The 23,686-nt window shown below is 66.5% G+C and carries 29 protein-coding genes; 20 read left to right on the forward strand and 9 right to left on the reverse strand.

The features are described from left to right. The coding region (locus VF662_RS04115; protein WP_464137984.1) for a DEAD/DEAH box helicase family protein at positions 1-868 on the forward strand (868 nt) is incomplete at its 5' end. Here VF662_RS04115 and VF662_RS04120 read toward each other — a convergent pair. Beyond that, positions 865-1,941 carry an acyltransferase family protein gene (locus tag VF662_RS04120; protein WP_464137985.1) on the reverse strand — a complete coding sequence of 359 codons (1,077 nt, stop codon included), beginning with the start codon at positions 1,939-1,941 and terminating at the stop codon, positions 865-867. The two genes, VF662_RS04115 and VF662_RS04120, sit on opposite strands and share 4 nt — an antisense overlap. Before the next feature lie 72 nt (positions 1,942-2,013). Between VF662_RS04120 and VF662_RS04125 the strand changes: the two genes are divergently transcribed. Beyond that, entirely contained in the window at positions 2,014-2,415 is a 402-nt protein-coding gene (locus VF662_RS04125) for an acyl-CoA thioesterase (RefSeq protein WP_464137987.1), read from the forward strand. Positions 2,416-2,424: 9 nt separating this feature from the next. Here the strand turns inward: VF662_RS04125 and VF662_RS04130 are convergent, their stop codons facing one another. Further along, positions 2,425-3,942 carry a M20/M25/M40 family metallo-hydrolase gene (locus tag VF662_RS04130; RefSeq protein ID WP_464137989.1) on the reverse strand — a complete coding sequence of 506 codons (1,518 nt, stop codon included), beginning with the start codon at positions 3,940-3,942 and terminating at the stop codon, positions 2,425-2,427. 70 nt (positions 3,943-4,012) lie between these two features. Here VF662_RS04130 and VF662_RS04135 point away from each other — a divergent pair, with 70 nt between their 5' ends. After that, on the forward strand, positions 4,013-4,468 hold the full coding sequence (locus tag VF662_RS04135) for a hypothetical protein (RefSeq protein WP_464137991.1): 456 nt from the start codon (positions 4,013-4,015) through the stop codon (positions 4,466-4,468). Here the strand turns inward: VF662_RS04135 and VF662_RS04140 are convergent. Together VF662_RS04140 and VF662_RS04145 are read right to left on the reverse strand one after the other, a co-directional pair. After that, positions 4,465-5,247, reverse strand: coding sequence for a ZIP family metal transporter (locus tag VF662_RS04140; protein WP_464137993.1), 783 nt, complete (start codon positions 5,245-5,247; stop codon positions 4,465-4,467). The genes VF662_RS04135 and VF662_RS04140 overlap by 4 nt on opposite strands. Beyond that, on the reverse strand, positions 5,247-6,146 hold the full coding sequence (locus tag VF662_RS04145) for a YihY/virulence factor BrkB family protein (RefSeq protein WP_464137995.1): 900 nt from the start codon (positions 6,144-6,146) through the stop codon (positions 5,247-5,249). The genes VF662_RS04140 and VF662_RS04145 overlap by 1 nt, the downstream gene beginning before the upstream one ends. A 107-nt stretch (positions 6,147-6,253) precedes the next feature. Here VF662_RS04145 and VF662_RS04150 point away from each other — a divergent pair, with 107 nt between their 5' ends. The 5 genes from VF662_RS04150 (at position 6,254) to pdeM (ending at position 11,189) form a co-directional block, all read left to right on the forward strand. After that, positions 6,254-7,450, forward strand: coding sequence for a dipeptidase (locus VF662_RS04150; RefSeq protein WP_464137997.1), 1,197 nt, complete (start codon positions 6,254-6,256; stop codon positions 7,448-7,450). 7 nt (positions 7,451-7,457) lie between these two features. Beyond that, entirely contained in the window at positions 7,458-9,503 is a 2,046-nt protein-coding gene (locus tag VF662_RS04155) for a PAS domain S-box protein (protein WP_464137999.1), read from the forward strand. Between the two features lie 127 nt (positions 9,504-9,630). After that, positions 9,631-10,125 (forward strand): Hsp20 family protein, encoded by a 495-nt coding sequence (locus VF662_RS04160; protein WP_464138001.1) that lies wholly within the window; start codon positions 9,631-9,633, stop codon positions 10,123-10,125. A 187-nt stretch (positions 10,126-10,312) separates the two neighbouring features. Next, entirely contained in the window at positions 10,313-10,474 is a 162-nt protein-coding gene (locus tag VF662_RS04165; protein WP_464138003.1) for a hypothetical protein, read from the forward strand. Positions 10,475-10,520: 46 nt separating this feature from the next. Beyond that, on the forward strand, positions 10,521-11,189 hold the full coding sequence (gene pdeM, locus VF662_RS04170; RefSeq protein ID WP_464138005.1) for a ligase-associated DNA damage response endonuclease PdeM: 669 nt from the start codon (positions 10,521-10,523) through the stop codon (positions 11,187-11,189). 4 nt (positions 11,190-11,193) lie between these two features. On the opposite strand, the gene msrB is transcribed toward pdeM, so the two are convergent. Next, entirely contained in the window at positions 11,194-11,682 is a 489-nt protein-coding gene (gene msrB / locus VF662_RS04175; RefSeq protein ID WP_464138007.1) for a peptide-methionine (R)-S-oxide reductase MsrB, read from the reverse strand. Between the two features lie 107 nt (positions 11,683-11,789). Between msrB and VF662_RS04180 the strand changes: the two genes are divergently transcribed. Beyond that, positions 11,790-12,167, forward strand: a complete 378-nt coding sequence (locus VF662_RS04180) for a DUF1622 domain-containing protein (protein WP_464138009.1) — start codon at positions 11,790-11,792, stop codon at positions 12,165-12,167. On the opposite strand, the gene pabB is transcribed toward VF662_RS04180, so the two are convergent. After that, positions 12,142-13,890 carry an aminodeoxychorismate synthase component I gene (gene pabB, locus VF662_RS04185; RefSeq protein ID WP_464138011.1) on the reverse strand — a complete coding sequence of 583 codons (1,749 nt, stop codon included), beginning with the start codon at positions 13,888-13,890 and terminating at the stop codon, positions 12,142-12,144. The genes VF662_RS04180 and pabB overlap by 26 nt on opposite strands. Before the next feature lie 80 nt (positions 13,891-13,970). On the opposite strand from pabB, the gene VF662_RS04190 reads away from it, so the two are divergent. Then, positions 13,971-15,350 (forward strand): L-serine ammonia-lyase, encoded by a 1,380-nt coding sequence (locus VF662_RS04190; protein ID WP_464138013.1) that lies wholly within the window; start codon positions 13,971-13,973, stop codon positions 15,348-15,350. Here VF662_RS04190 and VF662_RS04195 read toward each other — a convergent pair. Beyond that, positions 15,331-15,873 (reverse strand): RNA 2'-phosphotransferase, encoded by a 543-nt coding sequence (locus VF662_RS04195; protein ID WP_464138015.1) that lies wholly within the window; start codon positions 15,871-15,873, stop codon positions 15,331-15,333. The genes VF662_RS04190 and VF662_RS04195 overlap by 20 nt on opposite strands. A gap of 225 nt (positions 15,874-16,098) precedes the next feature. On the opposite strand from VF662_RS04195, the gene VF662_RS04200 reads away from it, so the two are divergent. From VF662_RS04200 to VF662_RS04220, 5 genes are all read left to right on the forward strand, one after another. Further along, positions 16,099-16,341 (forward strand): type II toxin-antitoxin system HicB family antitoxin, encoded by a 243-nt coding sequence (locus tag VF662_RS04200; protein WP_464138018.1) that lies wholly within the window; start codon positions 16,099-16,101, stop codon positions 16,339-16,341. A 111-nt stretch (positions 16,342-16,452) separates the two neighbouring features. After that, positions 16,453-17,370 carry a cell wall hydrolase gene (locus VF662_RS04205; protein WP_464138020.1) on the forward strand — a complete coding sequence of 306 codons (918 nt, stop codon included), beginning with the start codon at positions 16,453-16,455 and terminating at the stop codon, positions 17,368-17,370. 57 nt (positions 17,371-17,427) lie between these two features. Further along, on the forward strand, positions 17,428-18,090 hold the full coding sequence (locus VF662_RS04210; RefSeq protein ID WP_464138022.1) for an MBL fold metallo-hydrolase: 663 nt from the start codon (positions 17,428-17,430) through the stop codon (positions 18,088-18,090). Positions 18,091-18,127: 37 nt separating this feature from the next. Then, positions 18,128-18,580: a hypothetical protein gene (locus VF662_RS04215; protein ID WP_464138024.1), complete on the forward strand. Its 453-nt coding sequence runs from the start codon at positions 18,128-18,130 to the stop codon at positions 18,578-18,580. Further along, positions 18,577-19,497 carry a cation diffusion facilitator family transporter gene (locus VF662_RS04220; RefSeq protein ID WP_464138026.1) on the forward strand — a complete coding sequence of 307 codons (921 nt, stop codon included), beginning with the start codon at positions 18,577-18,579 and terminating at the stop codon, positions 19,495-19,497. The genes VF662_RS04215 and VF662_RS04220 overlap by 4 nt, the downstream gene beginning before the upstream one ends. Here VF662_RS04220 and VF662_RS04225 read toward each other — a convergent pair. Further along, positions 19,458-19,910, reverse strand: a complete 453-nt coding sequence (locus tag VF662_RS04225) for an MAPEG family protein (protein WP_464138028.1) — start codon at positions 19,908-19,910, stop codon at positions 19,458-19,460. The genes VF662_RS04220 and VF662_RS04225 overlap by 40 nt on opposite strands. Positions 19,911-20,097: 187 nt before the next feature. Between VF662_RS04225 and rpmF the strand changes: the two genes are divergently transcribed. From rpmF to VF662_RS04250, 5 genes are all read left to right on the forward strand, one after another. Next, positions 20,098-20,277: a 50S ribosomal protein L32 gene (gene rpmF, locus VF662_RS04230; protein ID WP_464138029.1), complete on the forward strand. Its 180-nt coding sequence runs from the start codon at positions 20,098-20,100 to the stop codon at positions 20,275-20,277. Positions 20,278-20,306: 29 nt separating this feature from the next. Then, positions 20,307-21,353 carry a phosphate acyltransferase PlsX gene (gene plsX, locus VF662_RS04235; RefSeq protein ID WP_464138030.1) on the forward strand — a complete coding sequence of 349 codons (1,047 nt, stop codon included), beginning with the start codon at positions 20,307-20,309 and terminating at the stop codon, positions 21,351-21,353. Next, positions 21,350-22,315, forward strand: a complete 966-nt coding sequence (locus tag VF662_RS04240) for a beta-ketoacyl-ACP synthase III (RefSeq protein WP_464138032.1) — start codon at positions 21,350-21,352, stop codon at positions 22,313-22,315. Before plsX ends, VF662_RS04240 begins: the two co-directional genes overlap by 4 nt. Positions 22,316-22,410: 95 nt before the next feature. After that, positions 22,411-22,734 (forward strand): integration host factor subunit alpha, encoded by a 324-nt coding sequence (locus VF662_RS04245; RefSeq protein WP_464138033.1) that lies wholly within the window; start codon positions 22,411-22,413, stop codon positions 22,732-22,734. Positions 22,735-22,738: 4 nt separating this feature from the next. Continuing rightward, positions 22,739-23,131: a MerR family transcriptional regulator gene (locus VF662_RS04250; RefSeq protein WP_464138035.1), complete on the forward strand. Its 393-nt coding sequence runs from the start codon at positions 22,739-22,741 to the stop codon at positions 23,129-23,131. Here VF662_RS04250 and VF662_RS04255 read toward each other — a convergent pair. Further along, a complete protein-coding gene (locus tag VF662_RS04255; RefSeq protein ID WP_464138036.1) occupies positions 23,128-23,667 on the reverse strand; it encodes a SixA phosphatase family protein in 540 nt (179 codons plus the stop codon). The two genes, VF662_RS04250 and VF662_RS04255, sit on opposite strands and share 4 nt — an antisense overlap. Between the last annotated feature and the right edge of the window lie 19 nt (positions 23,668-23,686).

Consider the following 23,686-nt stretch of genomic DNA (forward strand, 5'->3'; position numbering starts at 1 on the left):
CGTCCTGGAGGTGGAGCGGATCGACGGCATCGACCTCATCGTCAAGGCGACGAGCAAATCGGCCCGTATCCCAACCTATATGGGCGCCCGGCTCGCGATCACGACCCATCTCGCCGACCGCGTCCGGGCTTTCCTCCACGACCGCGACCAATGGCCGCGCTTCCCCGATCCGGTGCAGGATTGGCTCCGGATCCAGGACTATCGCTCCGCCCTCCCCGCCCCTGATCAGCTGCTCGTCGAAACGTTTCCGCACGAGGGCGTGAATTACATGGCCGCGTACAGCTTCGAAGGCTGGAACGCGAACCAGTCGCTGGGAATGCTGATCACGCGGCGGATGGAGACCGCAGGGCTGAAGCCATTGGGCTTTGTCGCCAACGATTATGCCCTCGCCTGCTATGGTCTTGAGCCGATCATGGATCCCGCTTCGCTCTTCTCGGCGGACATCCTCGAAAAGGAGTTCGTCGACTGGGTGGAGGGCTCGCACCTCCTGAAGCGTGCGTTCCGGGAAGTTGCAGTGATCGGCGGCCTCGTCGATCGTCATCATCCCGGCAAGCGCAAGACGGGAAAGCAGGTCACTTTCTCGACCGACCTCATCTACGACGTGCTGCGCCGCTACGAGCCCGATCACCTGCTGCTGAAGGCCGCGTGGGCCGACGCCCGCGAGAAAATGACAGATGTCGGGCGCCTCGCCCGCCTGCTGGACCGCGCGCAGGAGACGATGCTCCATGTCGAACTCGACCGGGTGTCGCCGATGGCGGTCCCGGTCCTCACGATCATCGGCCGCGAGCGGATGGCGATGGGAACCGCCGACGATCAGCTGCTGATCGAGGCGGAAAGCCTCGCCGACATCGCGATGCGGATCGACTAGGGCGCGACGGCCTGGACGCCGCGGCTGGGCCGCATGCCGAACCGCCGCTCCAGAAGGTGCGTGAACGGCCTCTCGGCAAGGCGATAGAAGAGCAGGGCCGCGGCGATGGAGATCGCCACCTCCAGTGCGACCCCTAACCAAGGGAGCTCGAATCCAAGCCGGCGCCAAAGGATCGCAGCGGCATGGATGGTGAAGGTGTGCGACAGGTAAATCGTATAAGACGCATCGCCACCCGCCTGGAGCGCCCTCCGGATCGGCCCGGGGCACTCCGGCTCGGGCCGGAGGATCAGGCTGGCGCAGACGAGGATGGCGGGAACGCCGAAGAACAGGAACCGCCCCTCCGGCAGCCCGACTTGCCGCAGCACGAGGAAAGCCGCGACTGCGCAGGCCGCGCAAAGCAATGAACCCCACAGGGGCAGCCGCACGCCCCTCAGATAGAGGAGGGCGATGCCGATGCCGCCGAGGAACTCGAGGATGATCGGGGCCGACAGGAAGTAGAGTGCGAACCAGTCCTTCGGAACCAACGGATGCAGGAGGACGAGCGCGGCAAATCCCGCGGCCAGCAGGGCGAGACCTCGTCGGAACAGCAGGCAGGCCGCGAAAGCGAGGTAGAAGAAGGCCTCGTAGTTTAGCGTCCACCCCTGCGAGAGGATCGGATTAAGCTCGCCGTCGCCGCGCGGCCACGGGATGAAGCCGTAGGACGTCAGGATCTGGGCGGGCTGAAGGGTGGCGTTCCGCACCTCCGCGCTTGCGAGCAGCGCCGCGGCGATCATCAGCGTGGTGAAGAACCAGTAGGGCGGCACGATGCGGACGGCCCTGCGCAGAAGGAAGGTACCGGCCACTCCCGGTTTTCCGAACTGCCCGTGCGTGAGCCGCGCCATGATGAAGCCGCTGATCACGAAGAAGATGTCGACCCCCGCCGACCAGGGGAACAGCCAGAAGACCGAGGTTGTCGGGATCAGCAGATAGGCCGAGTGACGCAAGAGCACGCTGAAGGCCGCGAAGAAGCGCAGGACCTGGACGTTCGAGATCACCTGCCGCTGCACCCTTGCAGCTGTGCCGTTGCCGCTCATCCCGTCAAGGCCAATGTCGCCCGGGGGTGCGCAGCTGGAGGCACTCCGGGGCAAGAGGCGCGTTGGGCGGCCATGACTGACGAGAAAATGCCGAAGCCGCCCGGAGAGGCGCACCTCCGAACGATCGCAATGCCGCGGGATGCCAATCCGTCCGGCGACATATTCGGCGGGTGGACCCTGTCCCAGATGGACCTCGCCGGAGCGACGATGGCTGCCGAGCGCGCCGGGGGCCGCGTCGCAACGGTCGCGATCGATGCGATGAAGTTCCTCCACCCGATCTCGGTCGGCGACGAGGTGAGCTGCTTCTGCTTCACCGAGGACGAGGGCAAGGCCTCGATCCAGGTGAAGATCGAGACCTGGACCCGCTCGCGCGGGGGCAAGGACCCGGAGAAGGTGACGGAGGGCGTCTTCACCTATGTGGCGCTGGACGAGAACGGCAAGCCGCGCCCGCTCGATTCCGGAGAGCAGGAATGAGCGCCGCCGCTACTTGATCGCCGCCATCTCGTAGAGAAAGTCGACATAGCCCATCGTCGCGCCGTCAATGCCGGCGACGGCCGGGCCGAGACTCTCGATCACATAATATTCGTTGGGCGCATGGGCGCCCGCGCCGGTGCCGAAGCCGAACTGCCCGGCAGGGAGGCCGAGCGGCGGGCCGGTGAAGACGTAGCCCGGCCATGATCCCGCGTTGCGCGGCGTCAGCGCGTAGGGGATGCCGGCGCGTGTGAAGACCGCCTGCTGGGAGCGGATGATGCGGCTGTCCTCCGCCGTCTCGGTGGGGTCGTAGCCGCCGCTCACATTCACTTCGATATCTCCGAAGCCGCGGCTTGCAAGATGCGCCCTGAGCTTCGCCAGGCAGTCCTCCACCGTCATGTTCGGCACCAGCCTCAGATCGAGCTTCGCCACCGCCCGCGCAGGAAGCACGGTCTTGCCGCCGGGGCCGGTATAGCCGGCGACCAGCCCCTCGATATTGACCGTCGGCTGCGAGACCAGCCGCTCCAGCGCCTCCTGCCAGGGGAGGTCGCCTATCCAGCGCTGGACGCCAAGGGACCGCTTCGCGTCCGCTTCGTTCCGGTTGCGCGCGCTTTCGGCCACCAGCGCCCGCTCGCGCGCCGTCAGCGGACGGACCTTCTCGAACCAGCCGGGGATCGCCGGCGTGTTGCCGTCCGCCTCCACGAGCGTGTTGAGCGCCTGGACGAGGTGCCAGACCGGGCTGTCGACCTGCGCCTTGAGGCTCGAATGCACGTCCTTTGCCGGCCCGCGGCCCCATTTCTCGCCGCTCGACACGAGCTCCAGCTCGATGACCCCCTTGGCGCCGAGCGAAATGCTCGCGCTGCCGTTCGGCCCCTGCCCCGCCGACGGCATGAAGATGCCCTGGCATTTCTTGAGCGCCGCAAGCACGTCCGGCCGCCGGACGATCTCGGGGAAGTGTGGGGATCCGATCTCCTCCTCGCCCTCGGCGACCAGGACGAGGTTCACCGGCGGCTTCTTGCCGGCCGCCCGAAGCGCGTGAAGCGCTGCGAGGAAGGCTGTCTGCGGCCCCTTCTGGTTCACGGCGCCACGGCCCACGATCACCTTGCCTGTGCCGGGGCGATCGACCAGCCGCCCCTCGAGCGGCGGGTGCGACCATTCGGCGGGATCGAACTGCTTCACGTCATACATGAAATAGAGGCCGACCCAGCGCTTCGCCCCGGCATCGAGCGTCGCGAACACGCCCGGCACACCCTTCGTGGGCACCTTCTGCACCTTCTGGAAGCCGGCATCGCGGGCGAGACGGGCCATGTAATCGGCGCCGCCCTCAACGTTCAGCTGCTCGGCCGCGATGGTGGGGTGTGCGATCCAGTCCTGGAGCCGCCGGACCGTGTCGTCATGCCCGGCCGCCACGGCGGCGCGCACCGTCGCCATGTCGTCCCCGGCGGCACGCGCAAGAGCGGAGGACAGGAATGCGGCGCCGGCCGCTGCGCCGCCGAGGAACCTGCGGCGATCGGTGGAGTGGGATGTCATGGGAATGCGCGATTTCCTGCTGCGTTACAGGTGGACACTTAGGGGCGAAAGGAGAATAGCGTCCAGCTTCATGCGCTATTTCCTCGACACGGAATTCAACGGCTTCGGCGGCGAGCTGATCAGCGTCGCGCTGGTTCCCGAGCATGGCGATCAGGAATTCTACGCCTTGCTGCCGCTCCCCGAGCCGCTCCATCCCTGGGTGGAGCGCCATGTCGTCCCGTACCTCAACTCGGTCCCGCCGGGATTGAGCTCGGGGCCGATGCCGCGGCGGCAGGCGGCGTCCGAAGTCGCGGCCTATCTCGCGCACGACCATGATCCGCTGATCGTCGCCGACTGGCCTGAGGACATCGCCCATTTCTGCTCGCTTCTGGTCACGGATGCGGGAGACATGGCGCCGGTCGGCAACCTCAAGTTCGAATTCGTGAGCAGCCCCGGCTTCAGCACCGCGGCCGTCAGCAGGGTTCCTCACAACGCGCTTCACGACGCTCGCGCGCTGAGGGAGTTCGTGCTCCGCTGGCAGGGCTAGCCGAGCGTCCAGTCGAGGAACAGCATCAGCACGAGCCCGCCCATGAGGGCCGTCGTCGCCGAATTCTGCTGCCCTTCCCGGTGCGTTTCGGGAATGATCTCGGAGCTCACCACCCAGATCATCGCTCCCGCCGCGAAGCCGAGGCCCCAAGGGAGCAGGATCGAGGAATAGGTGACCGCGGCGATGCCGAGGAAACCGCCGACCGGCTCCACCAGCCCCGTCGCAAGCGCCGCCAGGAACGAGAAGCCCCGGCTGTAGCCGACGGAGGCGAGCGAGACCGCGACCGCGAGGCCCTCCGGCACGTTCTGGAGGCCGATCCCGACCGCGGTCGCGGTGCCGTTCGTCATGTTGCCGCCGCCGAAGCTGACCCCCACGGCGAGCCCTTCCGGGAAGTTATGGAGCGTGATCGCGATCACGAACAGCCAGATGCGCTGCATTTGCGACGTTACCGCGCCCTGATTGGGTCCGATGATGAAATGTTCGTGCGGCGCGTGCTGATTGATGAGCTGGAGCGTGACCGCTCCGAGCAGAATCGCTCCGCCGACGATCCCCGCCGCCATCACCGCATTGCCGCCCCGCTGCGCAACCGCCTCCAAACCGGGCAGAATCAGGGAGAAGAACGACGCCGCCAGCATGACTCCGGCTGCGAATCCGAGGAAGCCACTCTGCAACCGCTGCGAAATCCTCCTCACCGCCAACACCGGGAGCGCACCGGCGGCGGTCGCCAGACCGGCCGCAGCGCTTGCCCCCGTCGCCGTGCCGATCAGGCTCCAGTCCATCAAGTCTCGACCGTCTCGCAGGTCGTTTGCTTTTCCAGCTCCGCATTGAGTTCGCCGCCCATGAGGAGGATGTAGGCGGTTAAATAGAGCCACGTCAAAAAGACGACCACCGCGCCGAGCGAGCCGTAGGTGGCGTTGTAGCTGCCGAAGTTCGAAACGTAGAAGCCGAACCCGACCGTCGCGGCCACCCACAGCAGAGTTGCGGCGATCGATCCCGGCGACAGCCACTGCCATTTCGCCTTCGGCCGGTTGGGCGCGTAGCGGTAGATGAGCGCCACGAGGGTCGCGATCGCCGCGGCGGCTGCGATCCAGAAGCCGATCTTCAGCACGACGTGGACGGCGGGGGACGAGAAAGGCAGCAGATCCTCGACATAGCCGATCACGGAGATGCCGATGATTGCCACCAGCATGGCCAGCAAGGCGCCGATCGTCAGGGCGACTGCAATCAAGGTCGTCCTGATGAAGCCGCGGCCCTCCTCGACATTGTAGACGACGTTGAGCGCGGTGACGATCGCGCTCGAGCCGCGCATTGCGCCGTAGATCGAGAGCAGGAGGGCAACGAGCAGCCCGAGCCCCTTCTTGCCGGCCGCGGTCTGGCTCACCGTCAGCAGCTGCTCGCCGATGATCTTGGCCGCGTCCGCCGGCATCATCGCCGTCATCGCCTGCATGTGCTGGACGACGGAGGAGGGCTCGGCCACCAGCCCGTAGACCAGCACCAGCGCCCCGAGCAGCGGCACGAAAGCGAGAAAGGCATAAAATGCAACGCCCGCCGCGATGATGCCGACATTGTCCCTGTCGGACTCCTTGTAGGTACGGATAAGGACCTGTTTCCATCCCTGAGCGGGAATGTCGCCCGGACCCTTTGCCGGCGCGCGCGCGCCGATCGCTGCATCGTTCATGGAAGCTCCCGCCTATTTCGCGCTCAAAGGCGTTGGGAGCCGAAGAGTTCCGCCGCCGCTTGCCTAAGCCGCCAACGGCTTCCATGCTGCGCGAAACAGGAGGGAAAATGAGATTGGCCCACATCCCGGCGCTCGCGCTCGCGCTTGCGGTTCCCGCCGCCGCGCAGAATTCGGTCTCGCAGACCGACCGGCTGCTCCACGAGCGGATCCTCACCCTCGACACCCATCTCGACACCCCGGTGCTGTTCGAGCGGCCCGGCTGGAAGTTCGACGAGTGGCACGATGTGGATTGGGACAACAGCCAGGTTGACATCCCGCGCATGCAGCTGGGCGGTCTCGATGGCGGCTTCTTCGTCATCTACACCGCGCAGGGACCACTGACGCCCGAGGGCTTCGCGAAGGCGCGCGAGGGTGCGCTGCTGCGCGCCGCGGCGATCCAGCGCGTGGTCGCAGCCAATAGCGACAAGATCGGCTTCGCCTATACCGCCGACGACGCGTTGCGGCTGCACCGCGAGGGCAAGAGGATCGCGTTCCAGTCGATCGAGAACAGCTATCCGCTCGGCACCGACGTCTCGCTGCTTTCGACCTTCTACCGCCTCGGCGTCCGGATGGCGGGGCCGGTGCATAACGGCAGCAACCAGTTCGCCGACAGCGCGCGTGGCGATCCGATCCACCGGGGCCTCAGCCCGCTTGGGCGGGAATGGGTCGCGGAGATGAACCGCCTTGGGATGGTGATCGACGGAAGCCACAGCTCGGATACGGCCATCGAGCAGATGATCCAGCTTTCGAAGACTCCGATCATCCTTTCGCACCACGGGCCGGATGCGATGTTCGATCATCCGCGGAACATCCCCGACGACCTCATGCGCAAGCTCGCGAAATCGGGCGGCGTCATGCAGATGAACACGCTGTTCCTGGTGCCGACGCAGTCGGTGCCCGCCCGCGACGAGATCGAGAAGAGGCAGGAGCAATGGGAGACGCTGAACGCCGACCAGCGCCGCCGGCTGATCGCCGACAAGGCGGCACTCGACGCTCAGAGCCCGAGGGCGCTTGCCAATCTCGACCTGTTCATGCGCAGCCTGTTCCACGCCGTGAAAGTGATGGGGATCGATCATGTCGGCATCGGCGCCGATTGGGACGGCGGCGGCGGCCTTACGGACATGAAGGACATTTCGGGCCTTCCGATGATCACCGCCCGGCTTCGGCAGGCGGGCTATAGCGAAGCGGACATCGAGAAGATCTGGAGCGGCAACACCTTGCGGCTCCTGCGCCAGGCGGAACGGCAGGCGGCGGGGAAGCGCTGAGTAAATAATGGCCGGAAAGGCACTCGACACCGAGCGGCTGCAGCAGCTTTTCGATCAGGCGCCGGGCTTCATGGCGCTGTCGAAGGGGCCGGACCACGTCTTCGAAATGGTGAACCCGTCATACCTGCGGCTGGTGGGCGAACGGGACCTGATCGGGCGGACGGCGCGCGAGGCGTTTCCGGAGCTTGAGGGTCAGCAATTCTTCAGCCTGCTCGACCACGTCTACCAGACCGGAAAGGCTGTTACGGGACGAGCGCGGCCGCTGCGGCTCCGGCGCCATGCCGGGGCGGAGCCCGAGGAACGGCTGCTCGACTTCGTTTTCCAGCCGATCACGGATGCGAAGGGCAAGGTGACCGGCATCTTCGCCCAGGGCAGCGACGTCACCGAGCTTCATCAAGCCGAACTCGCGCTTCGCGAGAGCGAGGAACGGTTCCGGCTGATCGCCGATTCCGCGCCGGTGCCGATGTGGGTGACGCGGCTCGACAGGAAGCGCAGCTTCGTCAACCGCGCCTATGTCGAATTTCTGGGCATCACCTACGAGGAAGCGGTCGATTTCGACTGGAGGAGCATCATCCACCCGGATGACGCCGATCGCATCGTCAGCGAATCGATCGCCGGCGAGGCGACCCTGAAGCCGTTCGTGCTCGAAGGCCGCTACCGCGCCGGGGACGGCGAATGGCACTGGATCCGGTCGGAATCGCAGCCACGCTGGGGACCCGGCGGCGAGCATATCGGCTTCATCGGCGTCGCCCATGACATCACGGCGTCCAAGGAAGCCGAGCGCAAGCTGCGCGAGATGAACGACACGCTCGAACGGCGGGTGGCGGAGCGGACCGCGGACCTTACCGCAGCCCTCGACCGGCTCCAGGCGGAGGTGAGCGATCGGCTCCGCGCCGAGGAAGCGCTTCGGCAGGCGCAGAAGATGGAGGCGGTCGGGCAGCTCACCGGCGGCATCGCGCACGATTTCAACAATCTGCTGACGCCGATCATGGGCGGCCTTGAGATCATCGCCTCCCGCGCAACCGACGAACGGATGAAGCGGATCGCAGAGACCGCGCTCGAATCCGCCCGCCGCGGCGCGAAACTCACTGGGCAGCTGCTCGCTTTTTCGCGGATCCAGCGGATCAGCATGGCCCCGGTCGCCGTGAACGAAGTCATCGCCAATATGCAGGAGCTCCTCCGGCATACGATCGGCAGGAATGTCGCCATCGAGACACGGCTGGACCCGGAGGTGCGGCACGGCATGTGCGATCCGAACCAGCTCGAGAACGCGATCCTGAACCTCGCCATCAACGGCCGAGATGCGATGCCGGAGGGCGGCACCCTGACCATCTCGACGGGGCGGATGTCCGTCTCCTCCGATGCCGAGCTGGAGCCGGGAGACTATATCTGCGTCTCCGTCGCCGACACGGGCGAGGGAATGCCGCCGGACGTCATCGCCCGCGCCATCGAGCCGTTCTTCTCCACCAAGCCGCTTGGCAAGGGCACAGGTCTCGGCCTGGCCCAGGTCTATGGGATTGCCCGCCAGTCTGGCGGCACCATCCGCATCGAAAGCGAGCTGGGCACCGGGACCGTCGTGCGCCTGCTGATGCCCGCCGCCGCCGCACCCGAAGCCGCCGAGCGCCAGGAGAAACCCGAGAACGGGCCGTCCGTTACAGTAGCGGCATCCCGCGGAGCGAAGGTGCTCGTCATCGACGACGACACCGACGTTCGCGCATTCCTGGCGGATTCGCTCCAGAGCCTGGGCTATGGCGCGACAGAGGCCGAGGACGGCGAGAGCGGGCTAGCGGAGCTTGAACGCGGCCCTCCTGACCTCGTCCTCCTCGACTATGCGATGCCGGGAATGAACGGCGCCGAGGTCGCGCGCGCGGCGCGGAAGCTGCGGCCGGACCTGCCGATCGTGTTCGTCACCGGCTATGCGGAGACGGACCAGCTGGAGGCGGCGCTGGGACCGGACGTTCCGGTGCTTCGGAAGCCCTTCACGCTGGCCCAGCTCGCAGCCGCCGTGGAAGAGCAGATCGCTGCTCGAAAAGCTCACGAAACCACCTCTTGAAGCCCGGAAAATCGATTCCTAGATCTCCGCCGTCGGAAGACTTTTTGGCAGTTTCCGGCCAGTTTTGAGGGGCGCATCGCCCGATCCGCCCCTTCGAAGATGTTGCTTCATAAGGAGGACATGGATCATGAGGACCGCATTCGATTTTTCGCCTTATCGCCGTTCGACCGTCGGCTTCGACCGGCTGTTCGATTTCCTTGAAAACGCCAGCCGCGCGGAACAGGATAATTACCCGCCCTTCGACATCGAGAAGGTGAGCGACGACAGCTACCGCATCACGCTGGCGGTCGCCGGGTTCAGGCAGAACGAGATCGACATCACTGCGCGCCAGAACCTGCTGGTGATCACCGGCCGGAAGGCTGAGAACCGGAACAAGGACGGCAACTTCCTGCACGTCGGCATCGCCACCCGCGCGTTCGAGCGGCGCTTCGAGCTCGCCGACTTCGTCCGGGTCGAGAATGCCGAGCTTCGCGACGGCCTGCTCTCGATCGAGCTCGTCCGCGAAATCCCGGAGGCCATGAAGCCCCGCAAGATCGAGATCAACGGCGGCTCCAGCCAGACGATCGACGCTTCGAACGACCGGCAGGAGCAGATCGAGACCCGCGAAAGCGAAGCCGCCTAAGCGAGGCTCCCGCTTCTTTCGAACCGGCGCCGGGACCTTCCGGCGCCGGTTTTTTCATGTTCGCAGATTGGTCGCGGCGGATCGCACTTTTGTCGAACGCTTCATGCCGAGGATTCATCTCTCGTTTAGGCGCACTGGAGCAGACCGGAACACGGCCCGCACAAGAAGAGCCACAGGGACGAAGACGATGATGAACCTCAAGAAGAAGCTGCAGAACCCGATCTTGCTGGTCACGCAGGGCTTCGTCGCGGGCGCCATCCTCTTCTACGCGACGACGCCGCCCGAAGCGGCACCCGCACAGCCGCAGCAATCCGGCTATCAGGCGCTCGAGAAAATCGTCGAGGCCTGAGACGCCGCCGCTTGAACCGGCTTTCGCCCCCCAGTAGCAGGGGCAGATGGTTCGCTTTTCGTTCGCAGGACATGAGCTGATGGCGCTGGCGCAGGGGGCGCTTTACTGGCCCTCCCGCCACGCGTTGCTGGTCGCCGATCTGCACCTCGAAAAGGCAAGCTGGTTCGCAAGGCTGGGGCAAATGCTTCCGCCCTACGATTCGATCGCGACGCTGAGCGATCTTACGGCTCTGGCCGCGGCGACTCAGCCATCGGAAATCTGGTGTCTCGGCGACAGCTTCCACGACCGGCACGGCTGCGACCGGCTGCCGGCGCGGGCGCGCGAAATGCTAAGCGCGCTCACCGCCAGGACACGCTGGACCTGGATCACGGGAAACCACGATCCTGGCTTCGCCGACCATTGCGGCGGCGAGATCGTAGAGGAGGCGGAGGTGGACGGACTGATCCTTCGCCACGAAGCGGATCCCGCCGAGGCCCGGCCGGAGCTTTCCGGGCATTTCCACCCGAAGCTGAGGATCACGCACCGTGGCCGGAAGCTCTCCCGACGCTGCTTCGTCGCGACCGAGCGGAAGCTCATTCTGCCGGCCTTCGGAGCGCTGACGGGCGGGCTCGACGCGACGCATCCGGAAATCGTCCGCGCCGTCGGCGCCGATGCTCAGGCGCAGGCACTGGTGCCGGTGGCGGACCGGCTGCTCCGCTTTCCGCTCGCGGCCTGACGGCTCAGGCCGGGCGGAAGTTCATCGCCAGGCCGTTCATGCAGTAGCGAAGGCCGGTCGGCTTCGGGCCATCGTCGAACACGTGCCCCAGATGGCCGCCGCAGCGGCGGCAATGCACTTCGGTACGGGTGAAGAAGAGACTGTTGTCCTTGCGGGTGCCGATCGCGTTGGGGAGCGGCTTCCAGAAGCTCGGCCAGCCGGTGCCGCTCTCGAACTTGGTCGCGGACGAATAGAGCGGCAGCCCGCAGCCGGCGCAGACATAGGTGCCCTTCCGCTTCTCCTTGTTGAGGGGGCTGGAGCCGGAGCGTTCGGTATTCTCCTGCCGCAGCACCGCATAGCGCTCGGGCGGGAGGCGCTTCTTCCACTCGGCTTCCGAGAGCTTCACCTCGAAATTCGCCGCCCGGGCCTCCGAGCCGCGCGTCGACCCGAACAAGGCGATGCCGCCGATCAGCGAAGCGCCGCCGGCGCCCAGCAAGGTGCGTCTGTCGATCATCAAATCCTCCGTGCGCCACGTGTGGAGGAGATACGCTGAACCGGCTGTGAAGATGCACCCGCAACCAAGCCCGCTCGGTGCCGTTCTCCTCGCGCAAGGAGAGGCGCATGGACGAAACGCTCATGACGGGGATCCGCTGGGTCACGCGCGCAGTGGAGGTGACCGGCATCGCCATCATCGTCATAGGCGCGATCGCTGCGTTGCTCGTCTTCCTCCTGAAGCTGATGAACAACCAGCCGAAGGAGCAGATCGTCGGCGATTTCCGCTCCAGCCTGGGGCGGGCGATCCTGCTCGGGCTCGAGTTCCTCGTCGCCGCCGACATCGTCAACACGGTGGCTATCGAGCCGACCCTGGACAGCCTTGCGGTGCTTGCCGGTATCGTGCTGATCCGCACCTTCCTGAGCTTCTCGCTGGAAGTTGAGATCGAGGGGCACTGGCCCTGGCAGCGATCCCGATACGCTAGGAGGGAAGCACCGCCGGGATGAGGCCGCGGACCGCATTGCCGATGTAGAAGCCCGAAACGAGATCGGCGGCGACGAGATCGCCTTCCACCGCTTCCCCGCTCGCGATCAGCCGCTCGCGCAGGATGCCGGGGAGCAACCCGCGCCCGAGCGGCGGCGTCACGAGCACGCCTCCCCTCCGCACGAAGACGTGGGTGAAGCTTCCTTCGGTGATGAAGCCCGCTTCATCCTCGAAGACCACCTCGAACGCGCCCGCCGCCGCGCGCGCCTCATCATAGAAGGCGCGGTCGCTGGTCTTGTGGTTGAGGCGGAAGTCGTCAGCGGAGACGGGAAGCGGCGCCAGCGCCGTCTTCACTGCGCCTGAAGGCGGCTTCGGCAGCGCCCGCACCTCGATCGCGACGGCGCCTGTCCCGGACAGCAGCAACCGCAGCTTCTTCGGCTCGCGGAGGCGAAAGGTCGCCGCCTGAAGCTCGTTCCGCGCACCGTGGCGGTCGAAGACGAAGCCGAGCGCATCGGCGCTGCGCTTCATGCGGGCGAGATGCCGCTCGATGTCGACCACGCCCTCGTGGGGATCGAAGCGCATGGTCTCGATCAGATCGAAGCTTCGGTCCGGATCGCTCACAAACGCTCCCTTCGCCAAACATTCGCGCCATTCCTCGCCGGCGCGGCTGTCGGCCACTATCCCCGAGCCGAGGCCCATCAGCGCCCGGCTCCCGCCCGCTTCCAACGTCAGGGTGCGGATTGCAACATTGAAAGCGGCATCACCATCGGGCGTGAGCCGGCCGATCGATCCGGTATAGGCGCCGCGCGGGCCCGCCTCGAGAGCGTGTATCACCTGCATGGCGCGGATCTTCGGAGCCCCCGTCACCGAACCGCAGGGGAAGATCGCCTGGAGTACGTCGATAGCATCGAGCCCCTCCTCCAGCTCAGACACCACCGTGGATGTCATCTGGTGGACTGTCGGGTAAGTCTCGACTTCGAACAGCGCCGGGACCTTCACAGTCCCCGGCTTCGATACGCGCGACAGATCGTTGCGGAGGAGGTCGACGATCATCAGATTCTCGGCGCGCTGCTTCGGGTCCTGCCGAAGCGCCTCGACGGTCGCCATATCGTCCCCGGTGCGAGCGGCAGTACCTTTCATGGGGCGCGTCGTGAGCCTGCCCTGCTCGAGCGTGAAGAAGAGCTCGGGCGAGCAGGAGAGCAGCCAGTGCGCGCCGGTGAAGACGACGCCGCCGTGCGCTGCCTTCGACCGCCGCCTGAGGCCCGCATACAGCGCGAGCGGCGCGCCCGCGACCCTCACCTCAGCCTGGAAGGTGAGGTTCGCCTGGTAGATGTCGCCCGCCTCGATGTGATCGATCGCTTGGCGCACCGCAGCCTCGTAGGCGTTGCGCTCGATCAGCGGCTTCGGCGCGCCCGCCCAGGCCCCGCCTGGGTCCGGCAGCAGTTCCTCCACCGCAACCTCTTCGGCGCTCCTGAACAGGCCGAACCACAGCAGGGGCGGCCTACCCGCGGGCAACGCGCCACCTAAGGGGGCAAGCTTCGCTTCCAGCGCGTGCCCGCCCTCGTAAGCGATGAAGCCTGCGCAGTGCAGCCCTGCGCCGGAAGCCTGGCGCAGCCGCTCCAGCGCCGGGAGCACCTCCGAAGGCACCCGCGCCTCGATGACCTCCACCGGATTGCGGCAGAGCAGCCCCGCTCCCGCCCCCGAAGCATCGTCCAGCAGCACGAAGGGCGCGCCCGCCTCAGCCACTGCGCCGCGCTTGCCTTATGCCGTCTTGAGGCCCATTTGCGGCCAAGCCCCGGAAAAAAGGGCAGATCAGGAGAATGTCCGTGGTTTCCAGTGTCTTCGATCTGTTCAAGATCGGGGTCGGCCCTTCGAGTTCGCACACCATGGGTCCGATGACGGCCGCGTGCGACTTTGTCGAGATGCTGGCGGAAAAAGCGCTTCTGGACGCCACCGCGCGGGTGGAGGCGGACCTCTACGGCTCACTCGCGCTCACCGGCAAGGGCCACGCCACCGACCGGGCGGTGCTGCTCGGGCTCTCCGGGCAGCGGCCGCATAGCCTGGATCCCGACGAGGCCGACATCATGATCGACCGCATCCGCGCGACCGGGACGCTGCTCCTGGCGGGGCGGCACGAGATCGCGTTCGACGAACGCGCCGACATGCGCTTCCTGCAGCGCGAGCGGCTGCCGCATCATTCGAACGGCATGCGCTTCATTGCCCTGGACGGATCAGGAGCCGAGCTGGAGAGCAAGATCTATTATTCCGTCGGGGGCGGAGCGATCGTCGATGAAGAGGCGATCGCCCGCAACGCGCCGCCCGAGGGCGCCTGGGACATCCCCTATAATTATCATTCCGCAGACGAGCTGCTCGAGATCACGGGGCGCGAGGGGCTGAGCATCGCTGATGTTGCCCGCGCCAACGAGCAAGCCAGTTTTTCCGACGAAGAGATAAACCGCCGTCTGGCGGCGATCGTCGATGCCATGTCCCGCTGCATCGACCGTGGCATCGTGATCGACGGCATCCTTCCGGGCGGGCTCAAGGTGAAGCGGCGGGCGCCGGGCCTCCACCGGCTGCTGATGGAGCGCGCGGAGCGGACGCTTCAGGACCCGCTAACGGTGCTCGACTGGGTCAATCTCTGGGCACTGGCGGTCAACGAAGAGAATGCCGCCGGCGGCCGCGTCGTCACCGCGCCGACCAACGGCGCCGCCGGCATCGTGCCTGCGATCCTCCGCTACTATCAGCGCTTCACTCCGCGGGCGAACGAGGAGGGCGTCCAGACCTTCCTCCTCACCGCCGCGGCGATCGGGTCGCTGTTCAAGGAGAATGCCTCCATCTCAGGCGCAGAAGTCGGCTGCCAGGGCGAGGTGGGCGTCGCCTGCTCGATGGCTGCCGCCGGCCTCACCGCAGCTTTGGGAGGCACTCCCGCGCAGGTCGAAAATGCGGCCGAGATCGGCATGGAGCATAATCTCGGCCTCACCTGCGATCCAGTCGCCGGACTCGTCCAGGTCCCCTGCATCGAGCGGAATGCCGTCGGCGCGATTAAGGCCATCGAAGCGGCGCGGCTGGCGCTTGTCGGCGATGGCTCCCACCTCGTCAGCCTCGATCAGGTGATCGAGACGATGCGCAAGACCGGCCTCGACATGAACGAGCGCTATAAGGAGACCAGCCTCGGCGGCCTCGCCGTCAACGTCGTGGAGTGCTGAGCGGCCGGAGATAGCCCGGCGGCACGTGGCCGGTAAGCCAGACGCCGTTCGCGCTGAGGAAGAAGGCGTGCTCCTTCATCTCCCCGCTGCGAACCTCCAGCACGACCGTCTCCCCGCCTCTCCGAGCGCCGACCTTCAGGGCCGTTTCAGCGTCAGCGCTAAGGTGAACGTGCTGTCTCCGCCCCTTCATCAGCCCCTCGCGCAGGATCGGCTCTAGAAAGCGCATTGCCGTGCCGTGATACAGCAACGGCGGCGGCTCGATCGGCTCGAGATCAAGATCCACGGCAATGCTGTGCCCCTGGCTGGCCCTGATCCGGGTGCCGCTCTCGTCGAATGCATAACGACGTTTGTCATTGGTTCGAACGAGCTCTTCCAGCCGCGCCCGATCGAAGCCGCCGAATTGCTTCGCCACCGCGGCAATCACCTCATCCGCATCCGCCCACCCCTGCGGGTCGAGCGTAAGCCCGCCGACCTCGGGCCGGTGCCGGAGAATGAGCGCCAGGAACTTGCTGACCTGCTTCACAGACGCTCCGGATACGACTTATCCTCCCGCCTTGCAGGGAAAATAGCAGCAGCCATTTTCACGCCGAAACGAGTTCCGGCTGCGCCCAAACGGGGCGCCGGGACTCGCCTTCGCGCGTTGGCATCATCATCTACAACTTTGTCGGAAGGAGCCGCCGCTCCGCCGGCATTTGCGTACCGCGCCAGTGGCTTGAGGCTGCGTGGATCCCTTATTTAGGAGGCCGGTATGCTCACTTATTCCTTGCAGCTCGCCGACCGCTATGACGGCATGGTCATCGCGACCATTCCCGACCTGCCGGAGGCGATGGCCATGGGCCGCGACATCGACGAAGCGTGCGACGAAGCGCGCCGAGTGCTCGAGACGACGCTCGAAAGCTACGCGGCGGAAGGGCGCCCCTTCCCGCTGCCGAGCCTTTGCGGCCGCCTCACCGTCAGCACGGACAGGTTCGTGTCGCTCCAGCCGGCCTGAGGGCGCGCGCCCCGAATTAACCTGATCCTTACCAAGCAGGGTTACCGCCGGCCGTGGACCAACGGGCGGGGAAGATCGATGCTGCTGGGGGTTTCCCAGAAACGAGCGCTGATGACGGGGCCGCTGCTGCTTGCGGCCGCTTCCTGCGTTCCGGCCCACGGGCTCCAACCGACCATTGCTGCCGCTGCGCCGGCCGCTGCCCCGCCGACTGCCGCCGCAGGGGCACTTCCTACGCCGGAATGGGCGAAGCTGGACCCCGGCATGCCCTATCGGGTGTTCGAGGCCGCCGCCGCGCCCGCCCGGCCGTTCCTGGCTGAAGCGCGGACGGAGGAAGACCGGCTGCGCTCGCTCGATTGCCTCACGCAGGCCATCTATTACGAAGCGGCGTCCGAGAGCGAAGACGGCCAGCGCGCGGTCGCCCAGGTGGTGCTGAACAGGGTGCGGCACCCTTCCTATCCGAACAGCGTCTGCGGCGTCGTCTACCAGGGCTCGCACCTCAGCACCGGCTGCCAGTTCACCTTCACCTGCGACGGCTCGCTGGCGCGCCGCCCGGCAATCTACGCCTGGGCCCGCGCCCGCCGGATCGCCGCCGAGGCGCTTTCCGGCGAGGTTTACGCCCCGGTGGGCAACGCCACCCACTATCACACGACCGCTATCTATCCCTATTGGGCGCCGAGCCTTGTCAGGGCCGCGGTGGTCGGAGCGCACGTCTTCTATCGCTTCCCCGGAAGCGGCGGCAGCGCGGCCGCCTTTACGGAGCGCTATGCCGGCGTGGAGCCTGGCGGCGCGGAGCTGCAGGCGATCGCGGAGCAGGCTCCGGTCGAGATCGCCGCCGCGGTGGCGGAGATGGAACACGGCGTCCGCAAATGGCGCGGCGCCACCCCCGAGGTTCGGATCCATCGCGGAACGCCCGCGTCGGCGCCCGCCGCGCCGGCTCCGGTCGCAACCGCCGCCGCCGAAGAGCCGGCTGCCTCCGAGTCGCTCGGCATCCAGATCCATCGCGGATCGGCCGCCGCTCCCGCGAGCTAAGCCCGCTCGCCGCGCCTGCGGTTGCATTCCCTTCCCGAGCCGCCCATTTGCGTGGCCATGGACCTGCCCCCGATGAAAGCCGCGATCATCCCGGTGACGCCGCTCCAGCAGAATTGCACCTTGCTCTGGTGCACGAGGACGATGAAGGGCGCGTTTGTCGACCCGGGCGGCGATCTCGACCGGCTGAAGGCGGCCGCCAAGTCGCAGAACGTAACGATCGAGAAGCTGATCCTCACCCACGGCCATATCGACCATTGCGGCGGCGCCGGGATCCTTGCCGAGGAGCTGGGCGTGCCGATCGAAGGTCCGCAGGAGGCCGACCGCTTCTGGATCGCGCGGCTGGAGGATGACGGCCGCTCCTACGGCATTCGCGCCAGGGTGTTCGAGCCGGACCGCTGGCTGGCCGAGGGCGACCAGGTGACGGTGGGCGACCTCAGCTTCGACGTCTATCACTGTCCGGGCCATACGCCGGGCCACGTGGTTTTCCACCATCCGCCCTCGAAGCTGGCATTGGTCGGCGACGTGCTGTTCCAGGGTTCGATCGGCCGCACCGACTTCCCGATGAGCAACCATGACGACCTTATCCAGGCGATCGTCACCAAGCTCTGGCCCCTCGGGGACGACACCGCCTTCATCCCCGGACATGGACCGATGAGCAATTTCGGACACGAGCGGCGCACCAACCACTTCGTCGCGGACCGAGTGCTGGCAGGGGCCTGAGGAACGCGAACGGAGGCGGAAGCGTTCTGCCTCCGAAATGAACTGGCGCCTTGCCTTGTGCCTCGCACTGCTTGCGGCCTCCTCCTGCGGTGAATTCCCCAAGGATCCGGAGGGGACGCTTCAGCGCATCCGGGCGGAGCGGGCGTTCCGCGTTGGCCTCGTCGCGCCGCTCGACGAAGCCACTCTGGACCCGAAGGCCAGGATACTCCTGCAGCGCGTGTCAGCCGCCTCCGGGGCAAGGCCCCTGATAGAGATCGGGGATTCGGAGCCGCTGCTGAACCGGCTCGAAGAAGGCGAGATCGACCTCGTCATCGGCCGCTTCGAGAAGGCAAGCCCGTGGAAGAGCCTCGTCAGCTTCGGCCCGCCGCTGCGGATCGAGAAGCACAAGAAGGCCGAGTTCCACCTGATCGCTGCCGCGCGCAACGGAGAGAATGCCTGGATCGGCGTCCTCGAAGCCGAAGCTCGGAATGCCGGGGCCGAGAAAGGATGAAGTGGCATTATCCGGCAGAGGTCGAGGCCGGCATCCGGAAGGGCGAGAAGCTCGAATATTGGACGATCGCCTGGGTGCTGACCGTCGTCCCGCTGATGTTCCTGGTGATGGGATCAAGCCAGGCCATGAAGACGGTCTGGATCGAGGACATGCTCGGTTTCATCCCGCCGATCGTCTACCTCCTCTCAGTCCGGCTGGAGCGCAAGGAGCCCACCGACCCTTTCCCGTTCGGATTCGACCGGGTGAACAGCCTCGCCTTCGTGATCTCGGCCGTCGCCCTGACGCTTATGGGAGCCTATCTCCTCATAGAGGCCGTGATCACGCTGGTGACGAAGGAGCATGCGACGATCGGTACAGTCCGCCTGTCAGGGCGCGACGTCTGGCTTGGCTGGCCGATGATAGCGGTGCTTCTGTGGAGCACCATCCCCTCCATGATCCTCGGACGGCTGAAGCTCCCGATCGCCCGGAGGATCAACGACAAGGTGCTCCACACCGACGCCGACATGCAAAAGGCGGACTGGATGACGGGCCTGGCCGCAATCGGCGGCGTGATCGGCATCGGCTTCGGTTTCTGGTGGGCGGATGCAGGCGCGGCGGGCTTGATCTCGCTGGGCATCCTCCACGACGGCATCACTGGCCTTCGTGCCTCGTCCGCCGAGCTGATCGACGGAGCGCCGCGGAGGCTCGACAAGGACGAGGTCGCCGAGGAGGCGCAGGAGCTGAAGGACGAGCTGGAGCGGCTGTTCCCGGGCAGCCAAGTGCGGCTTCGCGAGACCGGGCGGGTGATCAGGGCGCAGGTGACGGGTCGCCCGCCGGAGCTGCCGATCGATCTCCCCTCCCTTTGGCCGGGCGATCCGGCGCGAAGCTGGCGGCTCGCTCAGCTCAGCTTCGTGCCTCCCGGTGCCGACGAGGCATAGGAGACCGGCGCCGGCCGTGAGCGTTCGAGGTAGGGGATCGCAAGCGCGTAGGCCGCGAGCCCCAGCAGGCACAGCCAGGTAACCGCTATGCCGGCCATCCTGAGGACATTCGGCGCAGGCCGCTCCATCCCGAACGGATGCGCAAGGCGGGACAGGATGAAGAGGATCGCCACCACCCAGAGCCAGCTCTCCGAGCCGCGCGACGCTTCGACGAGGCCGAGCAGGATCAGGAAGAAGGGCGCATATTCAACAAAATTGGCGTGCGCGCGCATTCGAGCCGCGACCAGGCTATTCCCCTCGTCGCCGATCAGCACCCGGTCCCGCCGCCGCACGTGGCTGACCCGAAGGCCGAGCCAGACGTTGATCAGCGCCGCAGCGGCTGCGATGGTAAGCGTGATCGGCAATGTCGTCATGGCTTGCGTCTCCCCTGTCGCATCACCACTTGCCCCTATGCGGCGGCGCTTGCAACCGCGCCGGAATTCGGTATAGGCAGCAGCGCTTTCGAGCACCCGGCCGCCAGGCCCGCGGCCGTATGGGCCGTTCCTGTGGCCCCTTGCTCGCCCGCATCATGAACTCGAGATTATTGGAACAGGTGCCAGGATGGCTGTCCCTAAGAGAAAAACGTCGCCCTCTAAGCGCAACATGCGCCGCAGCCATCATGCGCTGAAGCCGGTCAATTATCAGGAATGCCCGAATTGCGGCGAGCTGCGCCTGCCGCACAACCTCTGCGCCGCCTGCGGCCATTATAATGGCCGCGAGATCCGGCCGGTCGAGGCTTAAAGACCTAACGGCATCAGGAGGCGAAACCGGTGGCAGCTACGCCGCGGATCGCAATCGACGCGATGGGCGGCGATACTGGGCCGGCGGTGATGCTGGCAGGGGCCGCGCGCGCGCATGAGCGCCGCTCGGACCTGTGCTTCCTGATGTTCGGCGACAGGGCCCTGATCGAGCCTGAGCTCGAAAAGCACCCTTCGCTCGCCGGTGCGGTCGAGATCGTCCATTGCGACGATGTGATCGCCGGCACCGAAAAGCCGAGCCAGGCGATCCGCCGCGCCAAGACCAGCTCGATGGGCCGCGCCATCGCCGCCGTGAAGTCGGGTGAGGCCAATGCCGCGCTCTCGGCCGGCAATACCGGCGCTCTGATGGCCATGTCCAAGCTCGCGTTGCGCACGATGCCGGGTATCGATCGCCCTGCTCTTGCCGCCTTGCTGCCGACGCTCGGCGACAATGACGTCGTGATGCTCGATCTCGGCGCCAACACCGAATCGGACGCTCAGAACCTCGTCCAGTTCGCTGTGATGGGCGCTGCCTATGCGCGCATCGCACTCGATCTTGAGAAGCCGCGCGTGCAGCTCCTCAACATCGGTACCGAGGAGCTGAAGGGCACCGATGAGCTCAAGGATGCGGCTGCCATCCTTCGCGACGCCGATTATCTCGGCATGCGCTTCGACGGCTTCATCGAAGGGGACAAGCTCTCCCGCGGCGACGTGGACGTCGTCGTCACGGACGGCTTCTCGGGCAACATCGCGCTGAAGACCGCCGAGGGCACAGCCCGCTTCGTCACCGATCTCCTCCGCCGCGCCTTCACGAGCTCGGTACGGTCGAAGATCGGCTTCCTCATCTCGCGGCCGGCGACCGAGCTGCTGAAGCACCATCTCGACCCGAACAATCACAACGGTGCCGTCTTCCTCGGCCTCAACGGCATCGTGGTCAAAAGCCACGGCAGCGCGAATGCCAAGGGCATCGCCAACGCGATTCGCGTTGCGGCCCGCCTCGTCCGCGAGGACCTCAGCAGGAAGATCGCGGAGGATCTGGAGCGGGTCTCGGCGCACCGCACGCCGATGGCCGCGAAATGAGCCGCCGCTCCGTCATCGTCGGGACGGGTTCGGCGCTGCCCCCGCGCCGCGTGACCAACCAGCAGCTCGCCGATCAGGGCGTCGACACCACCCATGAGTGGATAGTCGAACGCACCGGCATCGAAGCGCGCCACTTCGCCGGCGACGGCGAGACGACGGCGACGCTCGCCACCGAAGCGGCCCGGAAGGCGCTCGCCGCCGCCGGCGTCGATGCCGGGAAGGTCGGCCTCATCGTCCTCGCCACCGCAACGCCCGACCAGACTTTTCCCGCCAGCGCCACGCGCGTCCAAACCGCACTCGGCATCAACGACTGCATCGCGTTCGACGTGGCGGCGGTCTGCACCGGCTTCCTCTACGCGCTCTCGGTGGCCGACAACATGCTGAAGGGCGAAATGGCCGATTACGCGCTCGTGATCGGCTCGGAGACCTTCAGCCGAATCCTCGATTTCGAAGACCGGGCGACCTGCGTCCTGTTCGGCGACGGTGCCGGAGCCCTGCTCCTCAAGGCCGAGGAGGCGCAGGACCGCGGCATACTCGCTACCAAGCTCCACGCCGACGGCCGCCACAACGACCTCCTGTTCGTCGATGGCGGGGTCTCGACGACCGGCACGGTCGGCAAGCTCCGGATGAAGGGCAAGGAAGTGTTCCGCCACGCGGTGACGAACCTCGCCGACGTCCTCAACGAAGTCCTCGCCGCAGCCGGCCACACAAGCGACGAGGTCGATTGGGTCGTGCCGCACCAGGCCAACAAGCGCATCCTCGATGCCACCGCCAAGAAGCTCGGGATCGATCCGAACCGCGTCGTCATCACCGTCGATCAGCATGCGAACACGTCCGCAGCCTCGGTCCCGCTCGCGCTCGACACCGCGGTTCGCGACGGACGGGTTAAAAAGGACGACCTGCTCGTGCTCGAGGCGATGGGCGGCGGTTTCACTTGGGGCGCAGCCGTTCTACGCTACTGAGCGAGCCAATCCGCGGAAAACCGCAATGGTCCATTGCGCTTAGGTCCAAGCTGGACTAGTATTTTACGCTTCTACCCGGGGGGAGGGAGACTCACATGGCCGATGCTGGTGCTATCAGGAAGCTGGAGGTTGGAACGCTTACGCGTGCGGACCTCTCGGATGTTGTGCACCGGGAGATCGGCCTCTCCCGCGCCGAGTCGGCCAACATCGTCGAGCGCATCCTCTTCCACATGTGCCACGCCCTTTCGGAAGGGCAGAATGTGAAGATCTCGGGCTTCGGCAGCTTCATCCTTCGGGACAAGGGCGAACGGATCGGCCGCAATCCGAAGACGGGCGTCGAAGTGCCGATCGCACCGCGCCGGGTCCTCACCTTCCGCGCGAGCCAGATCACGCGCGAGCGGATCGTAAACGGCGGCTGATTTCGTGGCCGAGGCCACCCGCAAGAGCGATCAGGCTTTCCGAACCATCGGCGAGCTCGCCGACGACCTCGGGATTCCGCAACATATCCTGCGCTATTGGGAAACGCGATTTCCGCAGCTGCGCCCCCTGCAGCGCGCCGGCAACCGCCGCTATTACCGGCCGGCCGACGTGGCGCTTGCCCACCGCATCCACCGCCTCCTCAACCAGGATGGCTATACGATCCGGGGCGTGCAGCAGCTTCTCTCGACCGGCGCTGGCGATGGCGCCGCCCATGGTGATGGCGAGGACCTGATGGCGCCGGCCGCTCCGACGCCGGCGAACTCGTCTTCCGACTTCCCCGCCCAACGCCTCCGAGCCCTCCGCCAGACGCTCCGCGAAGCACTCGACGAGGGCTAGTAGCTGTCCTCGTCCGGGCCCAGTTCGGCATCGAGGTCGCGCGGACGGATGAAGCGCGATAACGTGCCGATTCCACTCGAGATATCCGCCCACCGCTCAATCGGCAGCTCGATCTCCGCCAGCGTCGCCGTCGGATATTTAATCGCGACCTCCGCCCTCAGCTCGCCGCTTTGGGTCAGCAGCAGCGCCAGTTTCTCCAGCCCCGGATTGTGTCCCACCAGCAGCAGCCGCTCCGCGCCGTCGCCGGCGGCATGGATCACGTCCAGCAGCGTGTCCGTCGAGGCAAGATAGATGCGCTTGTCGAACTCGGGCTCCAGCGAGCGGCCATAGCCCCTGGCGACGTCCTCCAGCGTTTCGATCACCCGCACGGCCGGCGAGGCGACGACATTGTCGAAGACCAGCCCCAGCGCGCGCATCTCCCGCCCGATCGTCTCGGCCGCGCGGCGGCCGCGCGCGTTGAGCGGCCGGTCGAAATCCCGCTGCACGGGATCGTCCCATGCCGATTTCGCGTGGCGCAGCAGCGTCAGCGTCTTCATGTCAGTCCTTGCGGCGCGG

The organism is Allosphingosinicella sp. (assembly GCF_036387215.1).
Lineage (GTDB): Bacteria > Pseudomonadota > Alphaproteobacteria > Sphingomonadales > Sphingomonadaceae > Allosphingosinicella.